Annotated in this window: 22 protein-coding genes and 1 tRNA gene; 10 read left to right on the plus strand and 13 right to left on the minus strand. The window is 49.1% G+C overall.

Features of this window, described 5'->3' with window-relative positions:
• The first annotated feature begins 258 nt into the window (after window positions 1–258).
• Complete coding sequence (locus tag ACTNE6_RS16390; protein ID WP_442497496.1) at window positions 259–531, plus strand: hypothetical protein; 273 nt, start codon at window positions 259–261, stop codon at window positions 529–531.
• Here ACTNE6_RS16390 and ACTNE6_RS16395 read toward each other — a convergent pair.
• The 3 genes from ACTNE6_RS16395 to ACTNE6_RS16405 all read right to left on the minus strand — a co-directional run bounded on the left by ACTNE6_RS16395 (window position 509) and on the right by ACTNE6_RS16405 (window position 5,010).
• Window positions 509–769 carry a hypothetical protein gene (locus ACTNE6_RS16395; RefSeq protein ID WP_442497497.1) on the minus strand — a complete coding sequence of 87 codons (261 nt, stop codon included), beginning with the start codon at window positions 767–769 and terminating at the stop codon, window positions 509–511. The genes ACTNE6_RS16390 and ACTNE6_RS16395 overlap by 23 nt on opposite strands.
• Before the next feature lie 398 nt (window positions 770–1,167).
• A complete protein-coding gene (locus ACTNE6_RS16400; protein WP_442497498.1) occupies window positions 1,168–2,367 on the minus strand; it encodes a GNAT family N-acetyltransferase in 1,200 nt (399 codons plus the stop codon).
• A gap of 156 nt (window positions 2,368–2,523) precedes the next feature.
• Window positions 2,524–5,010: an Ig-like domain-containing protein gene (locus ACTNE6_RS16405; RefSeq protein ID WP_442497499.1), complete on the minus strand. Its 2,487-nt coding sequence runs from the start codon at window positions 5,008–5,010 to the stop codon at window positions 2,524–2,526.
• Between the two features lie 1,057 nt (window positions 5,011–6,067).
• Between ACTNE6_RS16405 and ACTNE6_RS16410 the strand changes: the two genes are divergently transcribed.
• From ACTNE6_RS16410 to ACTNE6_RS16420, 3 genes are read left to right on the plus strand one after another with little or no spacing between them, the layout of a single operon-like run.
• Window positions 6,068–7,816 (plus strand): type I secretion system permease/ATPase, encoded by a 1,749-nt coding sequence (locus tag ACTNE6_RS16410; RefSeq protein ID WP_442497500.1) that lies wholly within the window; start codon window positions 6,068–6,070, stop codon window positions 7,814–7,816.
• An 11-nt stretch (window positions 7,817–7,827) separates the two neighbouring features.
• Window positions 7,828–9,159, plus strand: coding sequence for an HlyD family type I secretion periplasmic adaptor subunit (locus tag ACTNE6_RS16415; RefSeq protein WP_442497501.1), 1,332 nt, complete (start codon window positions 7,828–7,830; stop codon window positions 9,157–9,159).
• Window positions 9,160–9,162: 3 nt separating this feature from the next.
• Entirely contained in the window at window positions 9,163–10,512 is a 1,350-nt protein-coding gene (locus ACTNE6_RS16420; RefSeq protein WP_442497502.1) for a TolC family outer membrane protein, read from the plus strand.
• A 161-nt stretch (window positions 10,513–10,673) separates the two neighbouring features.
• On the opposite strand, the gene moaA is transcribed toward ACTNE6_RS16420, so the two are convergent.
• Window positions 10,674–11,678 carry a GTP 3',8-cyclase MoaA gene (gene moaA / locus ACTNE6_RS16425; protein ID WP_194968474.1) on the minus strand — a complete coding sequence of 335 codons (1,005 nt, stop codon included), beginning with the start codon at window positions 11,676–11,678 and terminating at the stop codon, window positions 10,674–10,676.
• Between the two features lie 141 nt (window positions 11,679–11,819).
• Window positions 11,820–13,151: a PepSY-associated TM helix domain-containing protein gene (locus ACTNE6_RS16430; protein WP_442497503.1), complete on the minus strand. Its 1,332-nt coding sequence runs from the start codon at window positions 13,149–13,151 to the stop codon at window positions 11,820–11,822.
• A 181-nt stretch (window positions 13,152–13,332) separates the two neighbouring features.
• Between ACTNE6_RS16430 and ACTNE6_RS16435 the strand changes: the two genes are divergently transcribed.
• The 6 genes from ACTNE6_RS16435 (at window position 13,333) to ACTNE6_RS16460 (ending at window position 18,020) form a co-directional block, all read left to right on the plus strand.
• Window positions 13,333–14,301 carry an ABC transporter substrate-binding protein gene (locus ACTNE6_RS16435; protein WP_442497504.1) on the plus strand — a complete coding sequence of 323 codons (969 nt, stop codon included), beginning with the start codon at window positions 13,333–13,335 and terminating at the stop codon, window positions 14,299–14,301.
• A gap of 10 nt (window positions 14,302–14,311) precedes the next feature.
• Window positions 14,312–15,058 (plus strand): ABC transporter permease, encoded by a 747-nt coding sequence (locus tag ACTNE6_RS16440; protein ID WP_442497505.1) that lies wholly within the window; start codon window positions 14,312–14,314, stop codon window positions 15,056–15,058.
• A complete protein-coding gene (locus ACTNE6_RS16445; RefSeq protein ID WP_442497506.1) occupies window positions 15,055–15,795 on the plus strand; it encodes an ABC transporter ATP-binding protein in 741 nt (246 codons plus the stop codon). The genes ACTNE6_RS16440 and ACTNE6_RS16445 overlap by 4 nt, the downstream gene beginning before the upstream one ends.
• Before the next feature lie 98 nt (window positions 15,796–15,893).
• Window positions 15,894–16,172 (plus strand): hypothetical protein, encoded by a 279-nt coding sequence (locus ACTNE6_RS16450; RefSeq protein ID WP_442497507.1) that lies wholly within the window; start codon window positions 15,894–15,896, stop codon window positions 16,170–16,172.
• Between the two features lie 311 nt (window positions 16,173–16,483).
• Window positions 16,484–16,560, plus strand: a tRNA-Arg gene (locus ACTNE6_RS16455).
• 176 nt (window positions 16,561–16,736) lie between these two features.
• Window positions 16,737–18,020, plus strand: a complete 1,284-nt coding sequence (locus ACTNE6_RS16460; protein WP_442497508.1) for a DEAD/DEAH box helicase — start codon at window positions 16,737–16,739, stop codon at window positions 18,018–18,020.
• Between the two features lie 49 nt (window positions 18,021–18,069).
• Here the strand turns inward: ACTNE6_RS16460 and dbpA are convergent, their stop codons facing one another.
• From dbpA to rpsP, 8 genes are all read right to left on the minus strand, one after another.
• The gene (dbpA, locus tag ACTNE6_RS16465) at window positions 18,070–19,452 is read right to left on the minus strand and encodes an ATP-dependent RNA helicase DbpA (RefSeq protein WP_442497509.1); all 1,383 of its coding nucleotides are present in this window, start codon (window positions 19,450–19,452) and stop codon (window positions 18,070–18,072) included.
• 252 nt (window positions 19,453–19,704) lie between these two features.
• On the minus strand, window positions 19,705–20,478 hold the full coding sequence (gene lpxA, locus ACTNE6_RS16470; RefSeq protein ID WP_442497510.1) for an acyl-ACP--UDP-N-acetylglucosamine O-acyltransferase: 774 nt from the start codon (window positions 20,476–20,478) through the stop codon (window positions 19,705–19,707).
• A gap of 5 nt (window positions 20,479–20,483) precedes the next feature.
• Complete coding sequence (gene xerD, locus ACTNE6_RS16475) at window positions 20,484–21,368, minus strand: site-specific tyrosine recombinase XerD (RefSeq protein ID WP_442497511.1); 885 nt, start codon at window positions 21,366–21,368, stop codon at window positions 20,484–20,486.
• Window positions 21,365–21,874 carry a methylated-DNA--[protein]-cysteine S-methyltransferase gene (locus tag ACTNE6_RS16480; RefSeq protein WP_442497512.1) on the minus strand — a complete coding sequence of 170 codons (510 nt, stop codon included), beginning with the start codon at window positions 21,872–21,874 and terminating at the stop codon, window positions 21,365–21,367. Before ACTNE6_RS16480 ends, xerD begins: the two co-directional genes overlap by 4 nt.
• Window positions 21,875–22,007: 133 nt before the next feature.
• Window positions 22,008–22,349, minus strand: coding sequence for a 50S ribosomal protein L19 (gene rplS / locus ACTNE6_RS16485; protein ID WP_194968463.1), 342 nt, complete (start codon window positions 22,347–22,349; stop codon window positions 22,008–22,010).
• A 9-nt stretch (window positions 22,350–22,358) separates the two neighbouring features.
• Window positions 22,359–23,099 carry a tRNA (guanosine(37)-N1)-methyltransferase TrmD gene (gene trmD, locus ACTNE6_RS16490; RefSeq protein ID WP_442497513.1) on the minus strand — a complete coding sequence of 247 codons (741 nt, stop codon included), beginning with the start codon at window positions 23,097–23,099 and terminating at the stop codon, window positions 22,359–22,361.
• 9 nt (window positions 23,100–23,108) lie between these two features.
• A complete protein-coding gene (rimM, locus tag ACTNE6_RS16495; protein ID WP_442497514.1) occupies window positions 23,109–23,615 on the minus strand; it encodes a ribosome maturation factor RimM in 507 nt (168 codons plus the stop codon).
• 6 nt (window positions 23,616–23,621) lie between these two features.
• The gene (gene rpsP / locus ACTNE6_RS16500; protein WP_194968460.1) at window positions 23,622–23,876 is read right to left on the minus strand and encodes a 30S ribosomal protein S16; all 255 of its coding nucleotides are present in this window, start codon (window positions 23,874–23,876) and stop codon (window positions 23,622–23,624) included.
• Between the last annotated feature and the right edge of the window lie 173 nt (window positions 23,877–24,049).

Raw genomic sequence — 24,049 nt, forward strand, 5'->3', positions numbered from 1 at the left:
AGTCAATGCCCAGGTGTGGAAAGTCTCGATCGATAGTGCAAACACCTGTGATATGCCTGCGCTGCCGGAGCGACTGGCAGAACAACTAACTGAGCGGTGCCTTATGGCGCTTAAAGAATAATTTTACTACTAAAATTCATGCCAGCATAGAGACAGAGATACCGGGCAGCCCGCTGGATCTTATTCTGGCCATTAGGTTAGGCAGTGATTCGAGCGGGCAGATAACTTGTTAGGTTTGACGCTGGAGAGCTTTATTGAGTGATTACATCTAATGCTTGCCTTCAAACAATCGCTAAAAATGAATGGGCCTATCAGCGCAAGGCGCTGCGACTGATATCAACAGCTAACTTGCACGTTGGCAAATCCATATGGAGCGATAATTTTTACGCCAAATTTAATTTGACAGACGTTTCCAGAAAGCCAGAAACGGCCAGATCAGGCCCGAACCTGCATATGAAAGCAATTTGTGGCGCAGAATTCTACGACATCCTCACTCCTGCGGCTTTAATCAATGAGTGTTTGCCGAACTGACTTCCTGCATTAGAGATGAATTGGCGTTTTTATTTAAATTCTCTATTTGAATCTGATGATGCCTGTTAAGGCTTTCCATTTGTATTTCATGTTGCCTTTTTACGTTTTCTATTTGGATCTGCTGTTGCTTCAGTATAGAAGACATCTGATTTCGCTGTTGAATAACCAGTTCTGCAATTTGTTTTTTTTGAACCTCAAGTAAGTCATTAAGCGCTTTTGTACTCAATTCATTGTTCATAATATGTCCTTAAATTATATAGCTTCTCAAATAAATAACTTCTTTGTTGCAATTAAAACGCTGCTTTTTAATAGTCGCCTTATTAATAATGCATAATTTCAATTTCTAAAAAAGTGTATAGCGAAAGAAAAAACATTAACATTTTACAAACAGTATTTTTAAATTTAGATTGCATATAAAAAGTTATGTTTAAGCATATCTCAGATTATCCACTTTCTTGATCACTTGGCAGAGTATTGCGCTTAATCGTCATATCATAATTGAATAATAAATTAAGATACTACCCTTTCCATATTGAAAGAAAAATGTGGATTTCTAAAATTCCATATAATTAAGCCCTGCATATACGCTCCGGCTCATTTCCTTTGTGAGTAGCTTTATGAAGTGAATCCCGGACTTTACGCCCGAGTAATATCTCTCCCCAGCAATCGCTGTGAGAGCTTAGCCGCTCGCTTGTTCATGCGAAAATCATTCTGCGTCATACCGTTACCGTACACATCGATAAACTCTCTGGTTTCAGGCAACCAAAGGTGTTGCCGAAAAAAACTTTCCTGGTTAAAACCTATTTTTAAAGTGTTTTTCTGAGATGCCAAATTGTAGCTGTATACGAAGGTCACTAATTTATTAAGACGAATTTTATTAAACGCAAAATCCATTACTAAAAGAGTAGCCTCTGCGCCAATAGAGCCATTACGATCTACAGGATCTGGAATACCAATCAGAAACTCGGCTTTTCTATGATCCATCTGAATATCAACAAGATTGGCAATGCCTATAGAACGCTTGGTGTGCGAATCAGATATCCTGGTAATAACCCAGCTCATCGACTTTTTTCGACAAGGATGAATCAACTCCTCTTCTTGAAGTTTTAAAGCCAGACTTTCCGGGTCCTTATTGCGAGGAATAAAGCAGTTGTATAGCGCCATAAACTCACGATTTTGAGAACAGCGCCACAGATACGCAGCATCATCTTCACAAAAACGCTTTAGGCAAATCCTTTTCCCATAGAGCGATTCAAGCCATATCGGGTCAACTTCAGCGAGATTAGAAGCCGCTTTATCAAAATCAGGCCGTAGCTCTAACGCCTTACGAAAGCATTCTTGTGCCTCAATGGCGTTATATTGTTCTTTCAGAGCCTGCCCTAAGTTGTTATAAGCGTCTGGACTATCTGGCTGCAAATCGATCACTTTACGATAACAGTCAATGGCATCACTTATCTTACCCATTCTGTACATAGCATTGCCTAGCGTGTTGTACACTTCCAAGCGGGTACTGTCCAACGATAAAGCATATTTGCAATACTTTATAGCATCATCAATACGCTCCTGCTCCAATAATGCATTACCATAATTCCCATAAAAGTCAGCGCGCTTAGGAGCACTGGTTATCGCTTTAATGAAATACTCATTAGCTATTTCGTAACGCCGTGTTCGCGCATAAATAATAGCGAGTAAATGCAAGGCATCCGGCTGATTCGGATAACTTGCATTTACTCGCTGACATAATGTTTCCGCTTTTTCAAATTGTCCTGCTTGCAGATAACCGACAATCTTTCTCAAGGCATCCGACAACGAAACCGTTGAAACAATCGCTGCCACCACTATCACTCCTTTTCATTGAGGCGACTGGAAAATACCCACCAGGATTTAACCTCCTGATGGGTATTTCTTATCATGCAAGTTTAAAAAATATCATTCTCGTTGAGCCTGATCTTAAACTGAGGCTCAATTCAATCATGATAAATTTAAACCTTACTAAACTGAGTATAAAACACCGGCTTGATTACCAGCTATATCGGTTACTCCTACAAGCGAGATAGGATTTTCAGGAACTGCATCATTCTCAATGGAGAAAGTCACATCACCAGTATCTCTGTGCACATCCAATGCATCGCCATTACCCGATGCGCTTCCGTGATTAACTCTTGCCGCTGGAGCGGCTGCAGCAGCATCACTGCTGGCTGGAGTTGGAACGTTAATATGGCTGCTGGTCGGGGTAGTTACGGCAATATCATTGTTGGCTGGAGTAGTTACGGTAATATCTCGACCGACAGGGGTAGTTACAGTGATACCGCTGTTAACCGGAACTACAGGCGCACTGTCTAACGGAACGCTGGTCTGCGATACTGACTCTGTCGTACCAAGTGCTGTCACAAAGTTCAGCGTGGTTTCGTCGTTCACACCGGCAAAAGCATTGTCGGTCAGATCCGTAACCACGCCCGCATCCAGCTGGACGAAATAATTGCTGTCTGTCAGCAGATCTTCCGCCGGATTGATGGTGACGGTATTGGTCGTGCCGTTCTTACTGAAGCCAAAACTCACCTGGCTGCCGTCGTTGATGTCGATAGTACGCACATCGCCCAGACCATCACTAATGACAATATTGCCGCTGCCGGGTTGAATGCTCTCATCAAAGGTCAGGGTAATATCGCTGTTGACCGCCACATCAAACGCATCGTCCTGCGGCGTGATGGACTGCAGTGTCGGCGCAACCGTATCGAGCGGCGCTGTCACAAAGTTCAGCGTGGTTTCATCACTCACACCGGCAAAGGCATTGCCTACCAGATCCGTAACTACGCCCGCGTCCAGCTGGACGAAATAATTGCTGTCTGTCAGCAGATCTTCCGCCGGATTGATGGTGACGGTATTGGTCGTGCCGTTCTTACTGAAGCCAAAACTCACCTGGCTGCCGTCGTTGACGTCGATAGTGCGCACATCGCCCAGACCATCACTAATGACAATATTGCCGCTGCCGGCTTTGATGCTTTCGTCAAAGGTCAGGGTAATATCGCTGTTGACCGCCACATCAAGCGCATCATCCTGCGGTGTGGTGAACTGCAGTGTCGGCGCAGTCTCGTCTGAAGACACTTGGTCAATAATTTGCCCATTACTATCGTACCAGGTGGTAGTGATGCCGTCAGAGTACGTGTTGCCAATAAACTGGCCGCCGGCATCATAGGTGTAAGTCGACTCGCTGGAGCCGCTGCCTCCGTTGCTGTCCGACCAGCTGCTGCTGTAGGTCTGGATGGTGTTGCCGGCGCTGTCGGTGCTGGTACTGTTGCTCCAATTGGAGGTGTAGCTATAGCCTTGACTATCGGTAGAGGTGCTGCTGCCCCAGGAGTTTCCGTTCGCATCGTAATAGCTGGTGCTGCTGTAGCTGTTGCCCAAACCGTCATCGTAGCTATAGGTGCTGCTATGACCGGTTACCACGCCGTTCGCGTCATAAGTGGTGATATTGCCGTATCCGTCATCATGGAAATAGCCGCCTTGGCCGTCCGGCGTGAGCTGTGAAACATCGACGCTTTGGCTCACGATGTTCCAGTTGCTGTCGTATACCGTGGTAGTGATGCCGTCAGAGTATGTGCTGCCAATAAACTGGCCGCCGGCGTCATAGGTGTAAGTCGACGTACTGGAGCCGCTGCCTCCGTTGCTGTCCGACCAGTTGCTGCTGTAGGTCTGAACAGTATTGCCGGCGCTGTCGGTGCTGGTGCTGTTGCTCCAGTCTGAGGTGTAGCTGTAGCCTTGGCTGTCGGTAGTAGTGCTACTGCCCCAGGAGTTTCCGTTCGCGTCGTAAGTGGAAGTCGACTCGCTGGAGCCGCTGTTGCCATAGCTGTCCGACCAGCTGCTGCTGTAGGTCTGGACGGTGTTGCCGGCGCTGTCGGTGCTGGTGTTGCTATTCCAGTTGGAGGTGGAGCTATAGCCCAGGCCATCGGTAAAGGTGCTGCTGCCCCAGGAGTTCCCGTTAGCATCGTAGCCGTAGGTCGATTCGCTGGAGCCGCTATTGCCGTAACTGTCTGACCAGCTGCTGGTATAAGTCTGAACGGTATTGCCGGCACTGTCAGCGTTGGTGCTATTGTTCCAACCGGAGGTGTAGCTATAGCCTAGACCGTCGCTGTAGCTGGAGGTGCCGCTGCCGCTCAGTTGATTCCAGTTTGCGTCGTAGATGGAAGCCAACTCGCTAGAGCCGCTGCCTCCGTTGCTGTCCGACCAGTTGCTGGTGTAGGTCTGAACAGTATTGCCGGCGCTGTCGGTGCTGGTGCTGTTGCTCCAATCGGAGGTGTAGCTATAGCCTTGACTATCGGTTGAGGTGGAAGTGCCGCCCAGAGAGTTCCAGTTTACATCGTAATAGCTGGTGCTGCTGCCAGTGTTGCCCTGACCGTCATCGTAATTAGTAATGACGTTATAGCCAATTAATACGCCATAGGAATCGTATACTTCTATTGTCTCAGTTGTTTCGTTCATAAATTTTATTTCGACAGTAAATTAAATTCATCAGCAGAGTCTGCATATTTATTTTTCATCTTTTGTTTTTTGTTTTTGTTTTTTGCCCTCCATCTCAAAATTTCCCAATCTTATGAAGCATTAACTTCATATTTAATTACAAATAACAAGAATGAAGTTATATCCTCTTATCCACCAGATAGATCATCTCCATTCCTCAAAACTAAAATGTAAAAATATTTCAAGAAACATAAGCATCTGTGACTCTCACTTTTGAAGTAGAATTAACTGCCTAGCCCTAACCTATATGAGCAGAGATAGAAGTCAGGCGCTAATACTATTTTCTTTGAGCTTATACCTTTCCTATAAAAGCGCGGCTCTTTTCTGCATTGCTTTTCTAAAATTAAGCTCCAATTCTTACAGACGTACCCTAAAGATAATATTTGAAAGATACAAAAGTTTTACTCTCTTCTTGCTTGGAAACATACGGCTTTGTTAAAGCTGTAATCCTTATTAGTCAGGACTACCCTATCGTAAAAATATAACGGCTTAGATGGGAATAATATAAGACGACAGTGTAATACCAAGTTTTCTTGAATACTTTCGAGCAGTTCCTGATCACTTCAAGCTGCCACTCCATAGCACTGGCCAGATTTTTATTACATCCCTAATTATCAAACATCTCAGAATAATTAAACAGTTTCTAAGATAATTACAGCCTTATCGGCGCAATAAGTAAATTCTTTAAATATGGGGAAATATTTTTCTGAAAGATACTGATCTATCGCTATAATAATTTTGAATACAAAAATTGAAAAAATTTCACCCTATATAACCTATAGTGCACTATAAGTCTAACGGATTTACTCAAACTGCGCATCTGCTAAAAATAAATTTAACTTATACTTCCCGCCTAAAATATGTGGAGCCATGTCTCTAGTAAGAATACGCAGTCGATTTAACCTCATTTATCAAATGATAATTAATACCATTACCCTATATTGATAGGGCCAATTTATATATCTTCTCCTGAATTTATGTCACAATACTGATCTTTTTTGATGTTACTTTGTGCAAAATGGAAGTTTCTACTAAATCGGATTTGGAAAAAGCTTTAAGTCTGTGCAAGGGGGCTTTTTTATCAGCCGCTGGTTTCAGCATGATCATCAATTTTCTGATGATTGTTCCTTCTATTTATATGCTACAAGTTTATGATCGCGTGGTGCCAACCGGCAATCAATCGACATTACTCATGCTGACCCTGATCATGATAGTGCTGTTTATCACATTGGGGGCATTAGAGTGGGTGCGTTCTCAGATCCTGGTCAGGGTCAGTACCCGATTGGAAACCCTGCTTAATGAAAGATTATTTCATATCGCCTTTAAGCAATCATTATATTCAGGTGGACAAAGGGCGTCATCACAGGCGTTAGATGACTTAACCGGCTTAAGGCAATTCATGACCGGCAATGGACTGTTTGCTTTCTTTGATGTGCCTTGGATGCCTGTGTATATCGCCCTAATGTTTGTTTTTCATCCTTGGTACGGCTGGGCAGCCGTTTTCACAGCTATTGTTTTGGCTATCATTGCGGTAGTAACTGAAAAAACTACTGGCAAGATATTAGCGGAAGCGAATAATTTGGCTATTTCAGGCCGTGGCCAACTCAATAGGAATCTTAAAAACGCTGAAGTTATTGAATCAATGGGTATGCTAAGCAATATCCGAAAACGGTGGTTCAACGGCGCCCTCAAGGTATTGGAACTGCAAGCTGTAGCAAGCTCTCGAGCAGGGTTGTTGACATCATTATCAAAGATCATACGCCTTTCGTCTCAATCGTTAATTTTGGGCCTGGGCGCGTATCTGGTTATCCTCCATGAAATTACTCCCGGCCTGATGATTGCCGGATCAATCTTATTGGGCAGGGCGCTGGCGCCCATTGACTTAATGATTGCCACCTGGAAAGGTTTCATCAGCGCTCGCAGCCAATACCAGCGTCTTAATGAAATGCTGAAACAAAACCCTGTGGATCAGGAAAAGATGACGCTCCCCGATCCGCAAGGCCGCTTACAAGCGGAAGCGGCCGTGGTCGTTCCGCCAGGCGCTAAATTACCGGCCATCAAAGGTATCAGTCTGTCAATTGAAAAGGGTGATGCCGTCGGCATCTTAGGTTCCAGCGGCGCCGGTAAATCGACATTCGCGCGCGCTTTATTGGGCATTTGGCCAACGGCTGACGGCACCATCCGCTTGGATGGGGCTGAAATTTTCACCTGGAATCGCCAGCAGCTAGGCAATTTTATTGGTTACCTGCCCCAGGACATCGAGCTATTCGACGGAACCATCGGCGAAAATATTGCCCGTTTCGGCGCTGTTGACCCTGAAAAAGTTGTGGAAGCGGCCAAAATGGCAGACATACATGAATTGATCCTGCGCTTGCCGGAAGGGTATGACACGTTTATTGGCGCTAACGGCGGTAATCTGTCGGGCGGTCAACGCCAGCGAATCGGCCTGGCACGGGCATTATATGGCAATCCAATTTTAGTGGTGCTGGATGAGCCGAACTCAAATCTTGATGAACAGGGAGAGAAAGCATTGGAGAATGCCATCCAGAAACTCAAGGAAAGAAAATCAACCGTGATCATAATCACGCATCGCCACAATGTACTGGCCAAAGTCGATAAATTGCTAATCCTTCAAGACGGCGCCCTGGCAGTATACGGCCCGCGCGATCAGGTCATAGCCCATTTACAGAAGCAAAACGCTCAGCCGGTGCCACGGCCACAGCAGTCATCGGCCATTTCGACCTCACCAGCCGCACATTCTGTATAACCTGCTGATTAATGATGAAAGGAAAACTTGAGCAGCACAATATCGTCAGGATAGCTGACTTGCATACTGACGACCGGCCGATTCGCAATATCGGCTTTACGATCGTATTAATTACATTCGGTATTTTCGGCGTCTGGAGCTACTTTGCTCCTATAGATAGTTCCGCACTGGCATTGGGTGTAGTAACAGTCAAGTCTTACAAGAAAACCGTACAGCATCTGGATGGCGGCATCGTGGCCAAACTACTGGCCAAGGATGGCGATTTGGTTAACGAAGGCCAGCCGCTGCTGATGCTTGATGACACCCAAACCAAAGCACAACTGGAAATTATCAAAAGCCAATACATAACCTTAATGGCACAAGTCGCGCGCTTGCAGGCGGAGCGGGACAACGCACAGGAAGTGCGCTATCCGGAAAAGCTGCAAGACCAGGCCGATCCCAGAATACCGGAAGCAAAACAAACCGAATCGCATATCTTCATGGCGAGAAAAAACACTTATGAAGGAGAAATAGCGGTCCTTAAGCAACGTATCAGTCAGATTTCCAGCAAAATAGACGGCCTGAAAGGACAAAGCCGCAGCAAAAAAGAACTGATAACCTCTTATGACGAAGAGATACACGATTTAAAAGAATTACTGGCTGAAGGCTTCGCAGACAAGCTGCGCTTGCGTGATCTGGAACGCAATTATGCATTGATTAGCGGCGAAATTGCCGAGTTAAGTTCAGAAATTGCCGGTAGCGAGATGCAAATCAGTGAAAACCGACTGCAAATCCTGCAAATACAAAAGCAGTTTCAGGAGGAAGTGGCAAACAAACTCAGCGAAGCGCAGGCGCAATTGTACGATGCTTCTGAACGCTTGACGGCAACGCAGGATAAATTAAACCGCACAGTGATCAAAGCGCCGGCGAGCGGCATGGTGCTGGGTTTGTCGGTTCATACCGAAGGCGGCGTCATTGCCGCTGGCAAGCCGATATTGGACATCGTTCCTCAAAATGCCGAGTTGATTATTGAGGCGCAAGTATCGCCGCTGGATATCGATCGCGTGAGTGTAGGCTTGATGGCGGAAGTGCGCTTTAGCACCTTCAAGCAAGCGCTGACACCGGTCATGGAAGGCAAAGTCATCCAACTGTCGGCTGACCGGTTCACGGACGAAAAAACTGGCAACCCTTATTATCTGGCGCGCGTTGAATTAACACCGGAGAGTTTCCAGAAACTCGGCGATTTGCAGCTCTTGCCGGGCATGCCGGCTGAGGTCCTGATCAATGCCGGGGAAAGAACGCTGTTTGAGTATCTGTCGCAACCGGTTACCAATGCTTTCGCGCGGGCATTTATAGAAGATTGAATAATGAGGACATCAGCATTATTAACGGCCTTATTGATCGTAATGCCGGTATCAGCCGGTTATGCCGAAGATCTCCAAACAATTTATCAACAAGCCTTGGAAGCTGACCCGCAGCTGAAAACGGCGGCATTGAAGGTGGAAATAGGTTCAGCCCAAAAAGGCCAGGCGCTGGGCGAAATGCTGCCGCAAGTCAGTGCCAGCGGCAACTGGTCAGTCAACGATCAACGCGTTAAAAATGCCGGTTCGGACAGTTATCACGGCACGCGCTATTTTGTGTCCCTGAGCCAGACTTTAATCGATTTCGCCAAATTCTGGAACTGGAGACGGGCGGCCGAAGTAAAACATCAATATGAAGCGGAGCATACCGAGGCTCGGCATACCCTGATGTTTAACGTGGTGGACCGCTATTTCAGCGTGCTGGAAGCGGAAGACCAACTTTACTTCCTGCAACGGCAAAAAGCCTTGACCCAAAAACAACTGCAGCAGGTCCAGAAGCAGTATGCCAAACAATTAATCAAAATCACCGGCTTATATGAAGTGGAAGCCAGGTTGGACAAGATAACTGCCGATGAAATTGAAGCCGAAAGCATCCTGGTGACGGCCAAGGAAAGCCTGAGGGAATTAACCAATACCATGCCGCAGCGACTGCAAAAATTAAGGGAGCAAATTAACTATCAGGAATTAGAAGGCCCCTTGGAGCAATGGCTAGAAGTAGCCAAAAGCGAAAACCCGACATTATCAGCCCTGCTCAGCGCAATCGAAGCGGCACACGATGACGTAGCGGTCCAGAAGTCCCGATATCTGCCGGTAGTCGATTTGCAGCTCAATTACTACAACACCAATACCGGCTATCAGAGCGCCCAAATACCCGAACTGGAAACCCAGGTAGCCGCCGTCAATGTCAATGTGCCTATTTTCACGGGCGGCACCACGACGCATCGCCTGTTTGAAGCGCAACACAGATTGGAAATCAGTAAAGAAGAGCTTGACGCCCAAATACGTGCTCTGATTAAGGAAACGAGCGACTCATTTTTAACTTCTAATGCCAATGTCAGACGCATCATGGCCTCGCGGAAAGCGCTCGAATCGGCTGTCAAATCCCGGGAAGCGATGGAGCGTGCGTTTCACTACGGCGTAGCTACGGTCAGGGAGGTATTGGAGGCTCAGGAAGACGAATATCTGGCAGAAAGAAACCTGTCACAAGCCAAATACAGTTACATCAAAAACCGTATCCGTTTTTTGCGCGCGATAGGCATGATCAGCGATGAAAACATCCGCGAAGTCAATGATTGGCTGGAAATAACTCCAGAACAACCACAACAAAGCTCGGTTTCGGCTAATGAGGCCAGTTAGATTTGGTGTTTGGCAGAAGATTTTCAGCTTAGGATGGCGAGAAATAAATCCTCTGAATTTTGACGCGCAGCAGGTGCGGGGCGGCTTAAGTCGTCCAGGGCGAATGAATTCGCCCTATATTCATCGACAAACCGGAAAGCTATTTTTAACCGAGATGATCGTTATCCGCCTGTTACGCTCATATGCCGCAAGATGATGGGCTGCTCGTGGATATTGAATTCATGCTTTTCGGGCTTGATCGACATCGCATCGATAATGGCCTGTTTCAGAACGGCCATATCTCCGGGATGCGCTCGCATGACTTTTTTCAAATCGACCGAATGCTCATTGCCAAGACACAACAGCAAACGGCCTTCCACAGTCAGGCGCACGCGGTTGCAGGTACTGCAAAAGTTTTCACTGTGCGGCGAAATGAAGCCGACGCGCGTCCGGCTGCCGGCCACTTTGAAATAGCGTGAAGGCCCGCCGGTTTTTTCAGTTGAAGTTATCAAGGTAAACTCGCGCGCCAGATCGGCTTTGATCAAATCACTGGAGCAATACGCTTCCGAGCGGTCATGCTGACTGATGATGCCCAGCGGCATCTCCTCGATGAAGCTGATGTCAATCTCATTATCGACGGCAAACCGGACCAGATCGCAGACTTCCAGATGATTCCGATTTTTCAGGATGACCGCGTTAATTTTCAGCCGCTCAAACCCGGCCGCTTTGGCCGCCTGAATGCCTTTCAGCACCTGCTCCAGATTACCGGTTCGTGTTATGGCCTTGAATTTATCGGCATCGAGCGTATCGAGGCTGATATTGATGCGTTTGATGCCGGCCTTCTTTAATGAAGCCGCCGCCGATGCCAGATGTGAGCCGTTCGTCGTGATGACCAGCTCATTCAAACTTTCAATTTTACCGATGTCCTCCAATAGACCCAGCGCGCCTTTTCTGACCAGCGGTTCGCCGCCCGTCACGCGGATTTTCTTGACGCCCAGTTCGGTAAACGCCTTGGCCAGCGTATAAATCTCTTCCAGCGTCAGAATCTGCGTGCGCGGCAAAAACGTCATGTCTTCCGCCATGCAATAGACGCAGCGGAAATCACAGCGATCGGTAATGGAAATCCTCAAGTAATCGACTTTTCTGCCGAAGCGGTCGATCAATTGAGCGGGATCAGAAGAATTCATACTATCTTAGGGTAAATAAATCCAAGCCGGTTATATTACCATATTGTCCCCGCAAACGCTGTCAGCCGTTTCGAAAATACAATACGCTGTAGACACAGCCAAGCAACCGATCTATCCGGATATCTGTGCATTTATGCTTTTTTAATGACCTATGCGCTTCTGCCGATTCGCCATGATGGCTACGCGCAATCGGTTAAGCTGCTGTAGTAACAAGGCAAATCCGGTTGCAAGGAACGATTTGGCCTTTTGCGCCAGCAAAGCCAGGTGTCGGAACAGCGTCAAGCCGATGCGGTGACTATTTTGGACCTGCTGGTAAAGAAACGGCCGTAGTGCAGCAAGATCGACTTTTCTGTCCCGGATTTTGCCGTGCCGATACAACCAGTGCAACAAGCCGCTGACATAAAGCACGAAAACACTTTGGCCGGCCAGAAACCAGATAAACCGGCCGGTACCAGTCAATGCCTCGCCGGTATGCAAAGGCCATATCCAGGTCGCCAGCGTCTCGCCTGCCGAAAATTCAGAAGGGTTGCGCACTTCCTTGATCTGGCCGCTCCAGCGGTCCACCCAGACTGTCGTATACGGATGCCGCTGATTAATTTCGCCTGGCTGGCGCAAATTGACGCGGTAGATGCCGTTATCGCCGACCGGTGTCGTAATGCGCCTGAGTTCGGCGCGCGGAAAAGGCCCCTGAGCCATAAAGGTCGCAGCCGCCAAACCGGTGGGGTGGTTGTTGGGAACTGCCGTGCTGATGATGTCGCGGCCCGTTTCGCCATGCGCCATGCCCGATGCCCCGGCCAGAGACTCCAGCACCGCAGGATAGCTCAGCAAACACCCTGTAGTTGCCAGCACCAGCAAGGGAGCGGCGCTGATCAGCCCGATAAAACGGTGCAGATCGAAAGCCAGCCGGATCATTCCGGCATTAAGGCGGATCGTGAACGCTTGCCTGAGCTGCCGCCTACCGGGCCACCACAGATACAGCCCGGTGCCGATAGAAACCATCAGCAGCAGCCCCAGAAGACCCACGGCATTCCAGCCAAAGCGGTCAAGCCGAAGCTGGGTATGCAGATCCAGCAACCATGTAGTCACGGTCTGCCCCCAGAAACGGCTGCCGACGACTTCCGCCGTATAGGGATTGACCGACACCATCAGCGGCGCATACAGCTCGAAGTACGTCTCTCTCGGCTTGTCGTACCAGGCCGTCACCATGCCGTGAGGCGATCTTGGCATTTCCAGCGTCCAGGCGCCGTAACGGTCAGGATGCGCCTGCCGCACCGCCGCCATGATCCGGTCCAGCGACTGATACTGTCCCTGCGGCTGCTCGATGACCAGCAGCGGGTTCAGCAGTGCGTCAATCTCTTCGCGGTACACGCTGATGCTGCCGGTCAGGCCCATTAGGGCAAAGAAAAATCCTGCGGTCAGCGCCAGATAAAGATGAACCTTGAGCCAGGTTTGCCGAGTCAGTATGCGGTGCATGGGTAGATAGATTGCCGTAGAAGAAATAGGGATATTATTCCACAGGCGCCCGATATTGTCCCGTCAGATCAGGTTGCGGCAAATGAATTACCGCATTTTACTCATCAAGCTAAATCCTCGCACGAAAACCCGCATACAGTTAGAATATAAGGCTTTTTAAACTTATGCAGGGAGAGACGTCATGAAATTCAAAGCCTTGTTTATCAGCCTGTGCATGCTGACATCCAGTCACAGCTTCGCTACAGAAAAAACTAAGATTCGACTCGGCGTGCTTGCGTTTGGCACAGCCGACTGGGAGTTGTCGGTCATCCAAAACGATCCGGCAACCGCATCGGCGGATTTTCAACTGGACGTGCAGAAACTGGCCAATCCTGAAGCCGGCAAAATCGCATTGCAATCGGGCTCTGTCGATATGATCGTCTCGGACTGGATCTGGGTGTCGAAACTGCGCGCGACCGGCTCCGATTTCACGTTCTACCCTTATTCCACAACGTCCGGTGCGCTGATTGTGGCCGATGCAAGCCCTATCCGAGCAATCAAGGATTTAAAAGGCAAACGCCTGGGCATTGTCGGCGGCGAACTGGACAAGAACTGGCTATTGCTGCAGGCACTGGCGCAAAAAGAGCAGCTTGACCTGAACGCGGATGTAGACAAGGTGTTCGGCGCGCCCCCTTTACTGAATGAGCAGATCAAGCAAAACCGCATTGATGCCGTGCTCAATTACTGGCATTTCGCGGCCCGGCTGGAGGCGCAGGGTTACCGGCAGATCATCGACGGCAAAGGCATCGTCAAAGCGCTGGGCATTAACGAAGACGTCCCCACTCTCGGCTACGTGTTCAAGCAGAGCTGGGCCGCGAGCCATAAAAACGCCGTCAACGCTTTCCTGAAAACCAGCCAGCGCGCCAAAGACCAAATCTGCACATCGGATGCCGTCTGGCAAAAAATTATTCCATTAACTCAGGCGGAAGATGCGTCCACTCAAAACAAAATGCGGCAGCGTTATTGCGAAGGCCAGATTAAACAATGGGGCGAACAGGAGCAGCAGGCGGCCGGCCGCATCTATTCCATGCTGCGCACATTGAGCAACAAGCAACTGACAGGCGATTCCGAATCCCTGCAGCCCGGCACCTTCTGGTCGATTTCACAATAGGCCTGGACATTTGAGTAGTCGTCAAAAACTGTTGCCTGCCCTGTCATTGCTGGCCTTCTTGGCGCTCTGGCAAGGGCTGGCCGTCTATTTAAGCAGCAGCGTGTTGCCGACGCCGGAAGCGGTAGCCCATGTTTTCTGGCGCGAAACCCTGTCAGGACAACTGCCCTATCACCTGGGCGTTACTTTGCTAAGGCTTGTAGTCAGTTTTGCCGTTGCCATGCTGCTCGGCTGCGCAATCGGCATCGTCCTGGGCCGGCATAAGAAACTGGATGCGTTCTTCGACAACTGGCTGGTCATTTTTCTGAACATTCCGGCGCTGGTCACGATTATCCTGTGTTACGTCTGGTTCGGCCTGATCGAATCGGCTGCGATACTGGCCGTCGTCATCAACAAGCTGCCTAACGTCGTCGTAACGATCCGCGAAGGCACGCGGGCGCTGGATCAGGACTTATTGGAAATGGCCCGCTGTTATCATTTCGGCCGGCGCAAGACATTGGCGCATGTGATCTGGCCGCAATTGCATCCGTTCGTCATGAGCGCCACGCGCTCGGGCCTGGCATTGATCTGGAAGATCATCCTGGTGGTTGAATTGTTGGGCCGCAACAACGGCATGGGTTATCAACTGCATTTGTTTTTCCAGCTGTTCGATGTCGCTGGCATTCTGGCTTATACCATCGCCTTCGTGGCCGTTATTCAACTGATAGAACTGATGATTCTGAAGCCTCTGGACAGAAAATCGCAGCGGTGGCGCCGGTGACCGACATTCGCATCCGCATCGATAGCAAGACTTATCCGGCCATAGGCCAGGCCGGCCAATACCAGGCCATCGCCAATCTTGATCTGTCGCTGAGAGCCGGCGAATTCGTCTGCCTAGTCGGCCCATCCGGTTGCGGCAAGACAACGCTGCTGAACATTATTGCCGGCCTGGACCCTGATTACGACGGCGAGATTATGCTGGGCTCGCTGCATACGTCACCCAAAATCGGTTATGTATTCCAGAATCCGCGCCTGTTGCCGTGGCGTACGGTCAGGGAAAACATTGAACTGGCGCTGGGCAGCCATCAATCCCCGGAGCTGATCGATCCGCTCCTGGAAACCATGCAGCTGACCCGGGCACAACATGTTTACCCCGAACGCCTGTCTCTGGGCATGAGCCGCCGCGCGGCTATTATCCGCGCGTTCGCCATCGACCCCGACGTGCTATTGATGGACGAGCCTTTTGTTTCGCTTGACGCGCCCACGGCCAGACAGGTCCGGGACCTGCTGCTGAAATTGTGGCGGCAGCGCCCACATACGGTTCTGTTTGTCACGCATGATCTGCGGGAAGCCATTGCACTGGCCGACCGGCTGGTCTTCCTGTCCTCATCCCCCATGCATGTGTTGAGCGAAATCACTGTACCCATCGCCCGGGAAGAACGCCATAACGAGACATTGATCGAATCGTACAGGCAGCAATTGATGAAGGAGCACCCTGAAATAAGGCAGCTTTTATAACCGGCATCAACCTTGAAATCAACGATCAAATATCAGATACTTAAGGTTTTTTAAGCCTTAGCCGGGCTTGCCATATAACCACCGGAGACTGACAAAGCATGAACAAAAAAATTATCCTGGGATCAACCATAGCAGCGCTTGCCTTAAGCCCATTAACTTCATCGGCAGCTGGCGACAGCGAGCAATACCCTGCCGCTAATTTCCAGCCTAAGGTCGTCTATATCGATAAGGAGGCAGTCAAGCTCGAAAAAGAGGCTGCCAAAAAAGAGTGTGACGAGAAAACATCAGCGAAGCCTGAGAGAAAGAAATCCGAGTTCGACCCTAAATACCCGGCAGCAAACTTCCAACCCAAAGTTATATTCCCTGCCGCTGAATAAGCTTTCCCGGGAAGCCGGGGTTTGATCCGGATGATTTTCTGAATCCATCAAATTCCGGCTTTATCAAGCGTGGTATAACCAACAACTGGAACACGACCGCCACCCTTTTTCGCCGCATACCGCTAACTGCGTGAATAAAACATTGTCAGCATCGGTTTCCTGCCTGGCCTCAATTTCAATAATTTTTTAATGAACGCTTGCCGAAGTTTTACCAGCTTCTCATCCCAAGACTGCAGAGCCATGTTTTTTTTACGTTGGAAAAAACAAAAAAGAATTTAATCCCGCGCTTATGGTAAAATTGCTTTTATTTTGCCCCGATAGCTCAGTAGGATAGAGCGGTCCCCTCCTAAGGGACAGGCCGGTGGTTCAAATCCGCCTCGGGGCGCCATTAACTGCAATGACTATCGCCATAGCGGTACTCCATCAATCTCGTCACTAAAAACGCCAATAACAACCTGATTGTGATCATTATTAATTTAACGCGTTTTTATTAGAATTATTCCTTTTACCCTGTGCTGTAAGACGCATGCCCGTCAACATCAGCTTTTTTGAGACCTTAATATTATGTCATTTTCCACGCTCGGTTTATCCGATCCGCTATTGTGCGCCATTGCTGATGCAGGCTATACCAACCCTTCGCCAATTCAGTCCCAGGCGATTCCTGCCGTGTTGCGAGGCCATGATCTTCTGGCTGCCGCACAAACCGGCACCGGAAAAACCGCAGGTTTTACGTTACCTATCCTGCAGCGTTTATCGCAAAAGTCTTATGGCGCAAACCGGCCGATAAGAGCCTTGATCCTGACCCCGACTCGCGAATTAGCCGCCCAAGTTGGAGAATCGGTTACTAAATATGGCGCTCATCTGCATCCGCGATTAAAATCGGAAGTCGTTTTTGGCGGCGTCAAAATCAATCCGCAAATGATGCGCTTAAGAGGCGGCGTGGATGTTCTGGTGGCAACGCCGGGCCGCCTACTGGACCTGGTCAGTCAAAATGCGGCTAAACTCGATAAAGTGGAAGTACTGGTGCTCGACGAGGCTGATCGCATGCTGGACATGGGCTTTATCCGAGACATCCGCAAGATAATTGCATTATTGCCCAAAAAACGTCAAAACCTGTTGTTTTCAGCCACCTTTTCCGACGACATTCGCAAACTCACGACCGGCCTGCTGGTCAATCCCGTGAAAATCGAAGTGGCCCCGCGCAATACCGCCGCCGAACTGGTTGAGCAGATTGCCTATACCGTCAACAAAACCCAGAAAGCCGAACTGCTTTGCCACCTGGTAAAGGAAAATGACTGGCGGCAGGTGTTGGTGTTTACCAGCACCAAGCATGGCGCCAACCGGCTCACTGAAAAACTCAACAAAGTTGATATCAAGGCCGCCGCTATTCATGGCAACAAGAGCCAGGGAGCCAGAACCAGCGCCCTCGCAGGCTTTAAAGCCGGTGAACTCCGCGTATTGGTTGCGACCGATGTAGCGGCGCGCGGCATCGATATCGCGCAGCTGCCGCATGTAGTCAATTTTGAACTGCCCCGCTCACCAGCCGATTATGTGCACCGGATCGGCCGAACGGGGCGCGCCGGCGAAGAAGGACAAGCCATATCATTAGTCTCGCATGACGAATACAGCGCCCTGCGACTCATTGAGAAGTTGATCGGCAAGTCCATTAAACGCGAACAGATCAATGGCTTTGAAGCGTCTGAAGTCGCGCCGCCGGAACCACCTGCCCAACCACGAGGACCGCGTCCCGGCAGAAATTCAAACCAGCCGCGCAGAAACTCAAGCCAGCCACGCAGACCTGCAGGCGCTCAGCCAAAAAGTCCATCCCGTGCCAGAAGCTATGCCTGATTAAAAATGCGGTAGTCGAAGCGCCTACTTTGGGTAGGCGCCCATACGCCTAGCTGGCTTTGCGCACTTTAAAACTGCGCCCTTTTATCTTCCCTGCCTTTAATCTCGCCAGCGCTCTTTCAACGCTGTCCCGCTGGACAGCAACGAAAGATTGCAGATCAAAAATATCAATCTTTCCCACTTCGCTGCCAGCCAGACCGGCTTCACCGGTTAATGCCCCCAGAATATCGCCCGGGCGCACTTTATGCTTGCGTCCACCGTCAATATGCAAAGTCACCATAGGCGGCGCGAACCGCTGCTCATGCTTGATCTGAAAAGGCGCCACTTCATCCCAAATCGCGGGCTTATTTTGGTAGTCTTCAATGGCTTTTACCCGACTGGTTTCCTGCTGCGCGCATAAACTGAGCGCCAAACCTTTTTTCCCGGCGCGTCCCGTTCGGCCGATCCGGTGCACATACACTTCAGGATCCCATGGCAGTTCATAATTGATCACCGCTTGCAGATCCTTGATATCCAGGCCTCGGGCAGCCACGTCAGTGGCTACCAGAATCGAGCAGCTCTTATTGGCAAAACGCACCAGCACCTTATCCCGATCCCTCTGTTCCAGATCGCCATGAAGACTCTGAACGGAAAAACCGCTTGATTCAAGTTCGTCCGCCAAATTTTGGCAGTCTTTTTTGGTATTGCAGAAAACCACTGTCGATTCAGGCCGATGGTAAGCCAAAAGATAGCCCAGCGCACTAGCTCTACCCGCTCTCTCTATCTGATAAAAGCGTTGTTCGATATCGCTGTCATGATGATGGGCCTCGATGCTGACCGTAACCGGCTTATACTGATAATGCCGGCTCATTTCCCGTATCGGGTCGGAATAAGTTGCGGAAAACAACAAGGTTTGCCGATGATTCGGCGCATACGAAATCACATCGGATATGGCGTCTTCAAAGCCCATGTCCAGCATCCGGTCCGCCTCATCCAGCACCAGTACCTTGAGATTGCTCAAGCGCAAACTGCCTTTGCGCAGGTGTTCCTGTAATCGTCCAGGCGTGCCGACCACAATATGCACGCCATGCTCCAACGAACTGACTTGAGGACCAAACGGCACACCGCCGCACAAGGCCTGCACCTTGATATTCTGAGTAAAGCGAGCCAGCCTGCGAATTTCCTTGCAAACCTGATCGGCCAGTTCCCGGGTAGGGCAAACAACCAAGGCTTGAACTCTGAAACTGCTCAAATCCAATCGAGATAACAGGCCAATGCCAAAGGCAGCAGTCTTGCCGCTGCCTGTCTTAGCCTGCGCGATGACGTCCTTGCCTTCGAGAATATGCGGCAGGCTTTCGGCTTGGATGGGTGTCAATTTGCTGTAGCCTAGGGATTCGATGTTAGCAAGTAAGGCGGGTTTTAAGGGTAAAGCTGAAAATTCGGCAGTGTTCACAAGGACTCTTTATAACGCGAATGACGGCGGAAATGCCGTCGTTGAATTGACTATGGTAACAGATCCGGGCATGCCAGACCTGATAAGGTTAGTTATGTGCTTTGAAATAGATCAAATGCATTTTATTGTCAATGGACGGGAAAGCATTCATCTGGCTTGAAAAAATACCATCCCGCCCAATGCAACCAACGGCGCAGATATCTGCTGTTGATAGACCCGCTTACGGAGCAGATCTTAATGAGGTTAAGGCAATTAAATCGAAATATCGACAAACCCATGCACGCCGCGCTTGGATTTAACCGCCAGCCATTCTTTCAGTTGCTTCAGCTCTTCGGTTTCCTCCAGCGAATCCAGGCTTTGTTTGTTTTTTAGCAAGCGGAACGCCGCCGCAAGCACGTTATAGCGGTCGCCGGTAATGCCGGCGCGCCGCAAACCGACTGTATTCAATTTATAATGCCGGGCCGGACGTCCGCCGACCAGCGTAAAAGGAATGACATCCATATTTAGCCCTGTCGTACCCTGTACAATCGCGTATGAACCGATCCGGCAGAACTGGTGTGCAACCACGGACCCGCCCATGAAAACCCGGTCGCCGACCTCAACATGGCCGCCAATGGCGACATTGTTGGCAAAAATGGTATTGCTGCCGATCTTGCAGTCATGCGCGACGTGGCTGTTATTCATGAAGAAACAACCTGAACCTATGCGCGTCTCTCCGTTTTCCTTGGAAGCGCGATGCGCCGTAAAGCCTTCCCTGAACACATTGTTGTCGCCGATTTTAAGCCAGGAGACCGTTTCGGGTTTAAAGCTGACATCCTGCGGCAATCCGCCCAGAACGGCATGGGGATGTAAAATATTGCCGTCGCCCATTTTCACATACTGCTGCACGACGGCATGGGCGCCAATCTGACATGCCCGCCCCATCTCAACACCCGATTCAATAACGGCGAAAGGGCCTACCGTCACATCTTCGGGTAATGATACATCCGGTGCAATATAAGCAGTCGGGTGAATATTTTGTGCCATTTTAATTATCCTCTTGGATGATATTTTGAATGTAAATCTTTTAATCGTTCGCGGGCGATATGCGTGTAAATCTGCGTAGTGGATAAATCGGAATGCCCCAATAAGAGTTGCACGACGCGCAAATCCGCACCGTGATTCAACAGATGTGTCGCGAAGGCATGTCTGAGCGTATGCGGTGACAGCTCTTTTTTAATGCCGGCTTTTTTGGCATGGCGCTTGATGATATACCAGAAGGCCTGCCGCGTCATACCGGTGGCACGGTTGGTCACGAACAGATAGTCGCATTGCCGCTCCCCCAGAAGGGTCTTTCGGGCCTCACTCATGTAGTTTTCCAGCCAGCTCATCGCTTCTTCGCCGACCGGCACCAGCCGCTCCTTATTGCCTTTGCCGGTGATTCTGATCACGCCCTGCCTGAAGCTGACCTGCTCAAACTTTAAACTAACCAGTTCGGATACCCTAAGCCCCGTGGCATAAAGCATTTCCAGCATGGTTTTATCCCTGAACCCGAGCGCATGCGTTACTTCAGGCGCATTCAGCAATAGTTCGACATCGTTCTCAGATAACGATACCGGCAACGGCCGGCCGATGTGCGGCGATTCTATCAATGCCGTAGGATCGATGGTTATACTGTTTTCCCTGAGATAATAGCCATAAAAGCGCCGCAAACTGGATAAAATGCGCGCCGATGACCTGTTGCCTATACCGTCTTTATAACGGCTCGCTAGAAACCTTGATATATCGCTACCGTCGACGTCCAGCATGGACTTTCCTGCCAGCCACTGGGCAAAAATCCTCAAATCACTGCCATAGGCCGACAGCGTATTTTCGCTCAGACCCTGTTCGACCCAGGCCGCATCCAGAAATTGATCTATGAAAGCCGTTGAATTCATTTTTTATGGGCGGCTTCAAATGCCAGCAACTTGGATTTTATAGCCATGAAATCACCCTCTGTCTGACCCGAATAACCGCCCATGCCGGAAACGGACACCACCCGGTGACAGGGAATGATTAGCGGGAAAGGGTTATCCCGACAGGCATTCCCGACAGCCCGCGCAGCCGATCCTATTCTGCGGGCCAGAGCCGAATAAGTAATTGTTTCCCCGAATGGTATGCGGCAGAGTTCAGCCCAGACTTTATTTCTAAAATCGCTGCCCTGCTTTAACAGCTTCAGGTGAATGGGTTTTTCCGGAGTCAGCCAATACTGGTTTAATTGCCGCTGTATGTCATGCTCACCAGCAGTGCTAATAGTTTGAGCCGGACTACCGGCAAACTCCCAGTCAGCCTGAAACAACACATCGCCATGAACAAATAAAATCAGATTACCGGCAGGTGTTTGAACTTTAAAAATCTCCTCATCCTCTGAGCAGTTTTCAACCCAATGAATGATGAATGGCATAGTTAAACCTGAATTGGTTAAATAGCGCTTAGGCCGAATGAATTCGGCCCTGCAAATAGACAAACATCCATGTCTCGGGCATAAAAAAGGCAGCTCAAAGCTGCCTTTTTTATAACGTGCATCAAAAAACCGATTAAAGTTTTTCTTTGATACGAGCCGCTTTACCGGTCAGATCACGCAGGAAATACAATTTAGCACGGCGAACGTCACCGCGACGCTTAACATTGATCTCGCTGATCATAGGACTGTGAGTTTGAAAAACACGCTCAACGCCTGTGCCGTGAGAAATCTTTCTTACTGTGAAAGCAGAGTTTAAACCGCGATTACGTTTTGCAATCACTATGCCTTCAAACGCCTGAATTCTTTCACGTTCGCCTTCTTTTACTTTAACCTGTACAACAACTGTGTCGCCTGGACCAAAGTCAGGAATCTGTTTCAGCTGTTCTGCTTCCAAAACATCAATAATATTGCTCATTGCCACACCCTATTTTTCAACTTCAATTTTAAATTCGTTCAGCAGTTTTTCCTGCTCTGCATTTAAATTCATTTTTTTCAATAAATCCGGCCGCCTCAGCCAGGTTCTTCCCAATGCCTGCTTCATCCGCCAGCGGTTTATGTCCGCATGATTGCCGCCCAGTAAAACCTCCGGCACCGAATGTCCTTCAAGCTGTTCCGGCCTTGTAAAATGCGGATAATCCAGCAAGCCATTCATATGAGAGTCCTGCAGAGCAGAATCCTCGTCCCCGAGCACACCGGGCAACAAACGGGTCACCGCATCGATCACTATCAGCGCCGCCAGCTCACCACCGCTGATGACATAGTCTCCGATAGACCATTCATCATCGCAATCCAACTCGACAAAGCGCTCATCAATTCCTTCATAACGCCCTGCCACTAAAATCAATTGAGGAACATTGCAAGCCTCTGAAAGCAAAGCCTGCGTAATCGGTTTGCCTTGCGGACTCAAATAAACCACTTTGGCAGAGCCAGTGCCGGCCTGTTTGGCATCACAGACAGCATCATGCAATGGCTGGTATTTCATGACCATACCCGGGCCGCCGCCATAAGGCCGGTCATCGACCGTTTTGTGCCTGTCGTGCGTATAATCGCGCGGATTCCAGACCGATAGACGAACTATATCTCGCTCAATAGCTCGACCTGTCACACCGTAACCAGCAGCCGCTGTCACCATGTCCGGGAATAACGTTACGACATCAAATCGCATACTGCATAATTAAAATTCCGGATCCCAATCGACAATCATAGTGCCGGTATCCAGATCAATATCAATTATGATCTCTCCCTGTAAAAACGGAATGGCCCGCTCCCGCTCACCCTGAACGACTAATACATCATTCGCTCCGGTTTCCAGCAGACTATCAACCACGCCTAACTGAACACCCTCAACGGTTTCAACTTTCAACCCGATCAGATCGGACCAGTAATATTCGCCTTCAGTCGTTTCCGGCAATTGATTATGGGTTATAAAAATATCCCACCCAATCAATCCTGCAGCTTGCTCTCTATCAATGATGCCATCAAGCTGAGCGATTACCGCCTTGCCGTGAAGAGCTCCATCAATGACATCAAGTTGCTTGATTTCGCTGCCTTTTTTCAGCAGCCACGGAGAATAACTTAAAATATTCTCTCTTGGATCGGTAAAAGAAAAGACCTTAAGCCACCCTTTTACACCAAAAACGCCGGAAATCCTGCCAACGTTTATATCTTTCCGCGCTGACAAGCCAAATTACGCAGCAGTTGCTTTTTGTGCGTCTTTAATTAATTTCGCAACGCGGTCAGAAGGCTGCGCGCCATTAGCTTTCCAATATTCAACGCGAGCGCAATCCAGACGTAATTTTTCTTCTTTGCCACGCGCTACCGGATTGAAAAAACCAACGCGTTCGATATAACGACCATCACGGCTGTTTCTACTGTCAGTCACAATCACATGATAAAAAGGACGATTTTTCGCGCCGCTTCTAGCAAGACGAATGGTTACCATTTAAGTTCCTCAAAAAACATTAAGTCAAAATTTAATCTGTCTATTTTACGCGATTTTCTGCATAAGTGAAGCACAAATTCACTCATTACCTACAGCATCACTTAAGAGACCGTGAGAAATATAAAACGGCCGCAGTTACCCACGAAAAAATGTAGCGCATCTGCGGCAACAAA

The sequence above is a fragment of the Methylobacter sp. sgz302048 genome, from assembly GCF_052162025.1.
Lineage (GTDB): Bacteria > Pseudomonadota > Gammaproteobacteria > Methylococcales > Methylomonadaceae > Methylobacter.

Bases quoted from the DNA above. Each gene is read 5' to 3' on its own strand.
- ACTNE6_RS16395 (WP_442497497.1), bottom strand. From the start codon at position 769: ATGAACAATGAATTGAGTACAAAAGCGCTTAATGACTTACTTGAGGTT.
- ACTNE6_RS16405 (WP_442497499.1), bottom strand. From the start codon at position 5,010: ATGAACGAAACAACTGAGACAATAGAAGTATACGATTCCTATGGCGTA.
- ACTNE6_RS16410 (WP_442497500.1), top strand. From the start codon at position 6,068: ATGGAAGTTTCTACTAAATCGGATTTGGAAAAAGCTTTAAGTCTGTGC.
- ACTNE6_RS16415 (WP_442497501.1), top strand. From the start codon at position 7,828: ATGATGAAAGGAAAACTTGAGCAGCACAATATCGTCAGGATAGCTGAC.
- ACTNE6_RS16420 (WP_442497502.1), top strand. From the start codon at position 9,163: ATGAGGACATCAGCATTATTAACGGCCTTATTGATCGTAATGCCGGTA.
- moaA (WP_194968474.1), bottom strand. From the start codon at position 11,678: ATGAATTCTTCTGATCCCGCTCAATTGATCGACCGCTTCGGCAGAAAA.
- ACTNE6_RS16430 (WP_442497503.1), bottom strand. From the start codon at position 13,151: ATGCACCGCATACTGACTCGGCAAACCTGGCTCAAGGTTCATCTTTAT.
- ACTNE6_RS16435 (WP_442497504.1), top strand. From the start codon at position 13,333: ATGAAATTCAAAGCCTTGTTTATCAGCCTGTGCATGCTGACATCCAGT.
- ACTNE6_RS16450 (WP_442497507.1), top strand. From the start codon at position 15,894: ATGAACAAAAAAATTATCCTGGGATCAACCATAGCAGCGCTTGCCTTA.
- ACTNE6_RS16460 (WP_442497508.1), top strand. From the start codon at position 16,737: ATGTCATTTTCCACGCTCGGTTTATCCGATCCGCTATTGTGCGCCATT.
- lpxA (WP_442497510.1), bottom strand. From the start codon at position 20,478: ATGGCACAAAATATTCACCCGACTGCTTATATTGCACCGGATGTATCA.
- xerD (WP_442497511.1), bottom strand. From the start codon at position 21,368: ATGAATTCAACGGCTTTCATAGATCAATTTCTGGATGCGGCCTGGGTC.
- ACTNE6_RS16480 (WP_442497512.1), bottom strand. From the start codon at position 21,874: ATGCCATTCATCATTCATTGGGTTGAAAACTGCTCAGAGGATGAGGAG.
- rplS (WP_194968463.1), bottom strand. From the start codon at position 22,349: ATGAGCAATATTATTGATGTTTTGGAAGCAGAACAGCTGAAACAGATT.
- trmD (WP_442497513.1), bottom strand. From the start codon at position 23,099: ATGCGATTTGATGTCGTAACGTTATTCCCGGACATGGTGACAGCGGCT.
- rpsP (WP_194968460.1), bottom strand. From the start codon at position 23,876: ATGGTAACCATTCGTCTTGCTAGAAGCGGCGCGAAAAATCGTCCTTTT.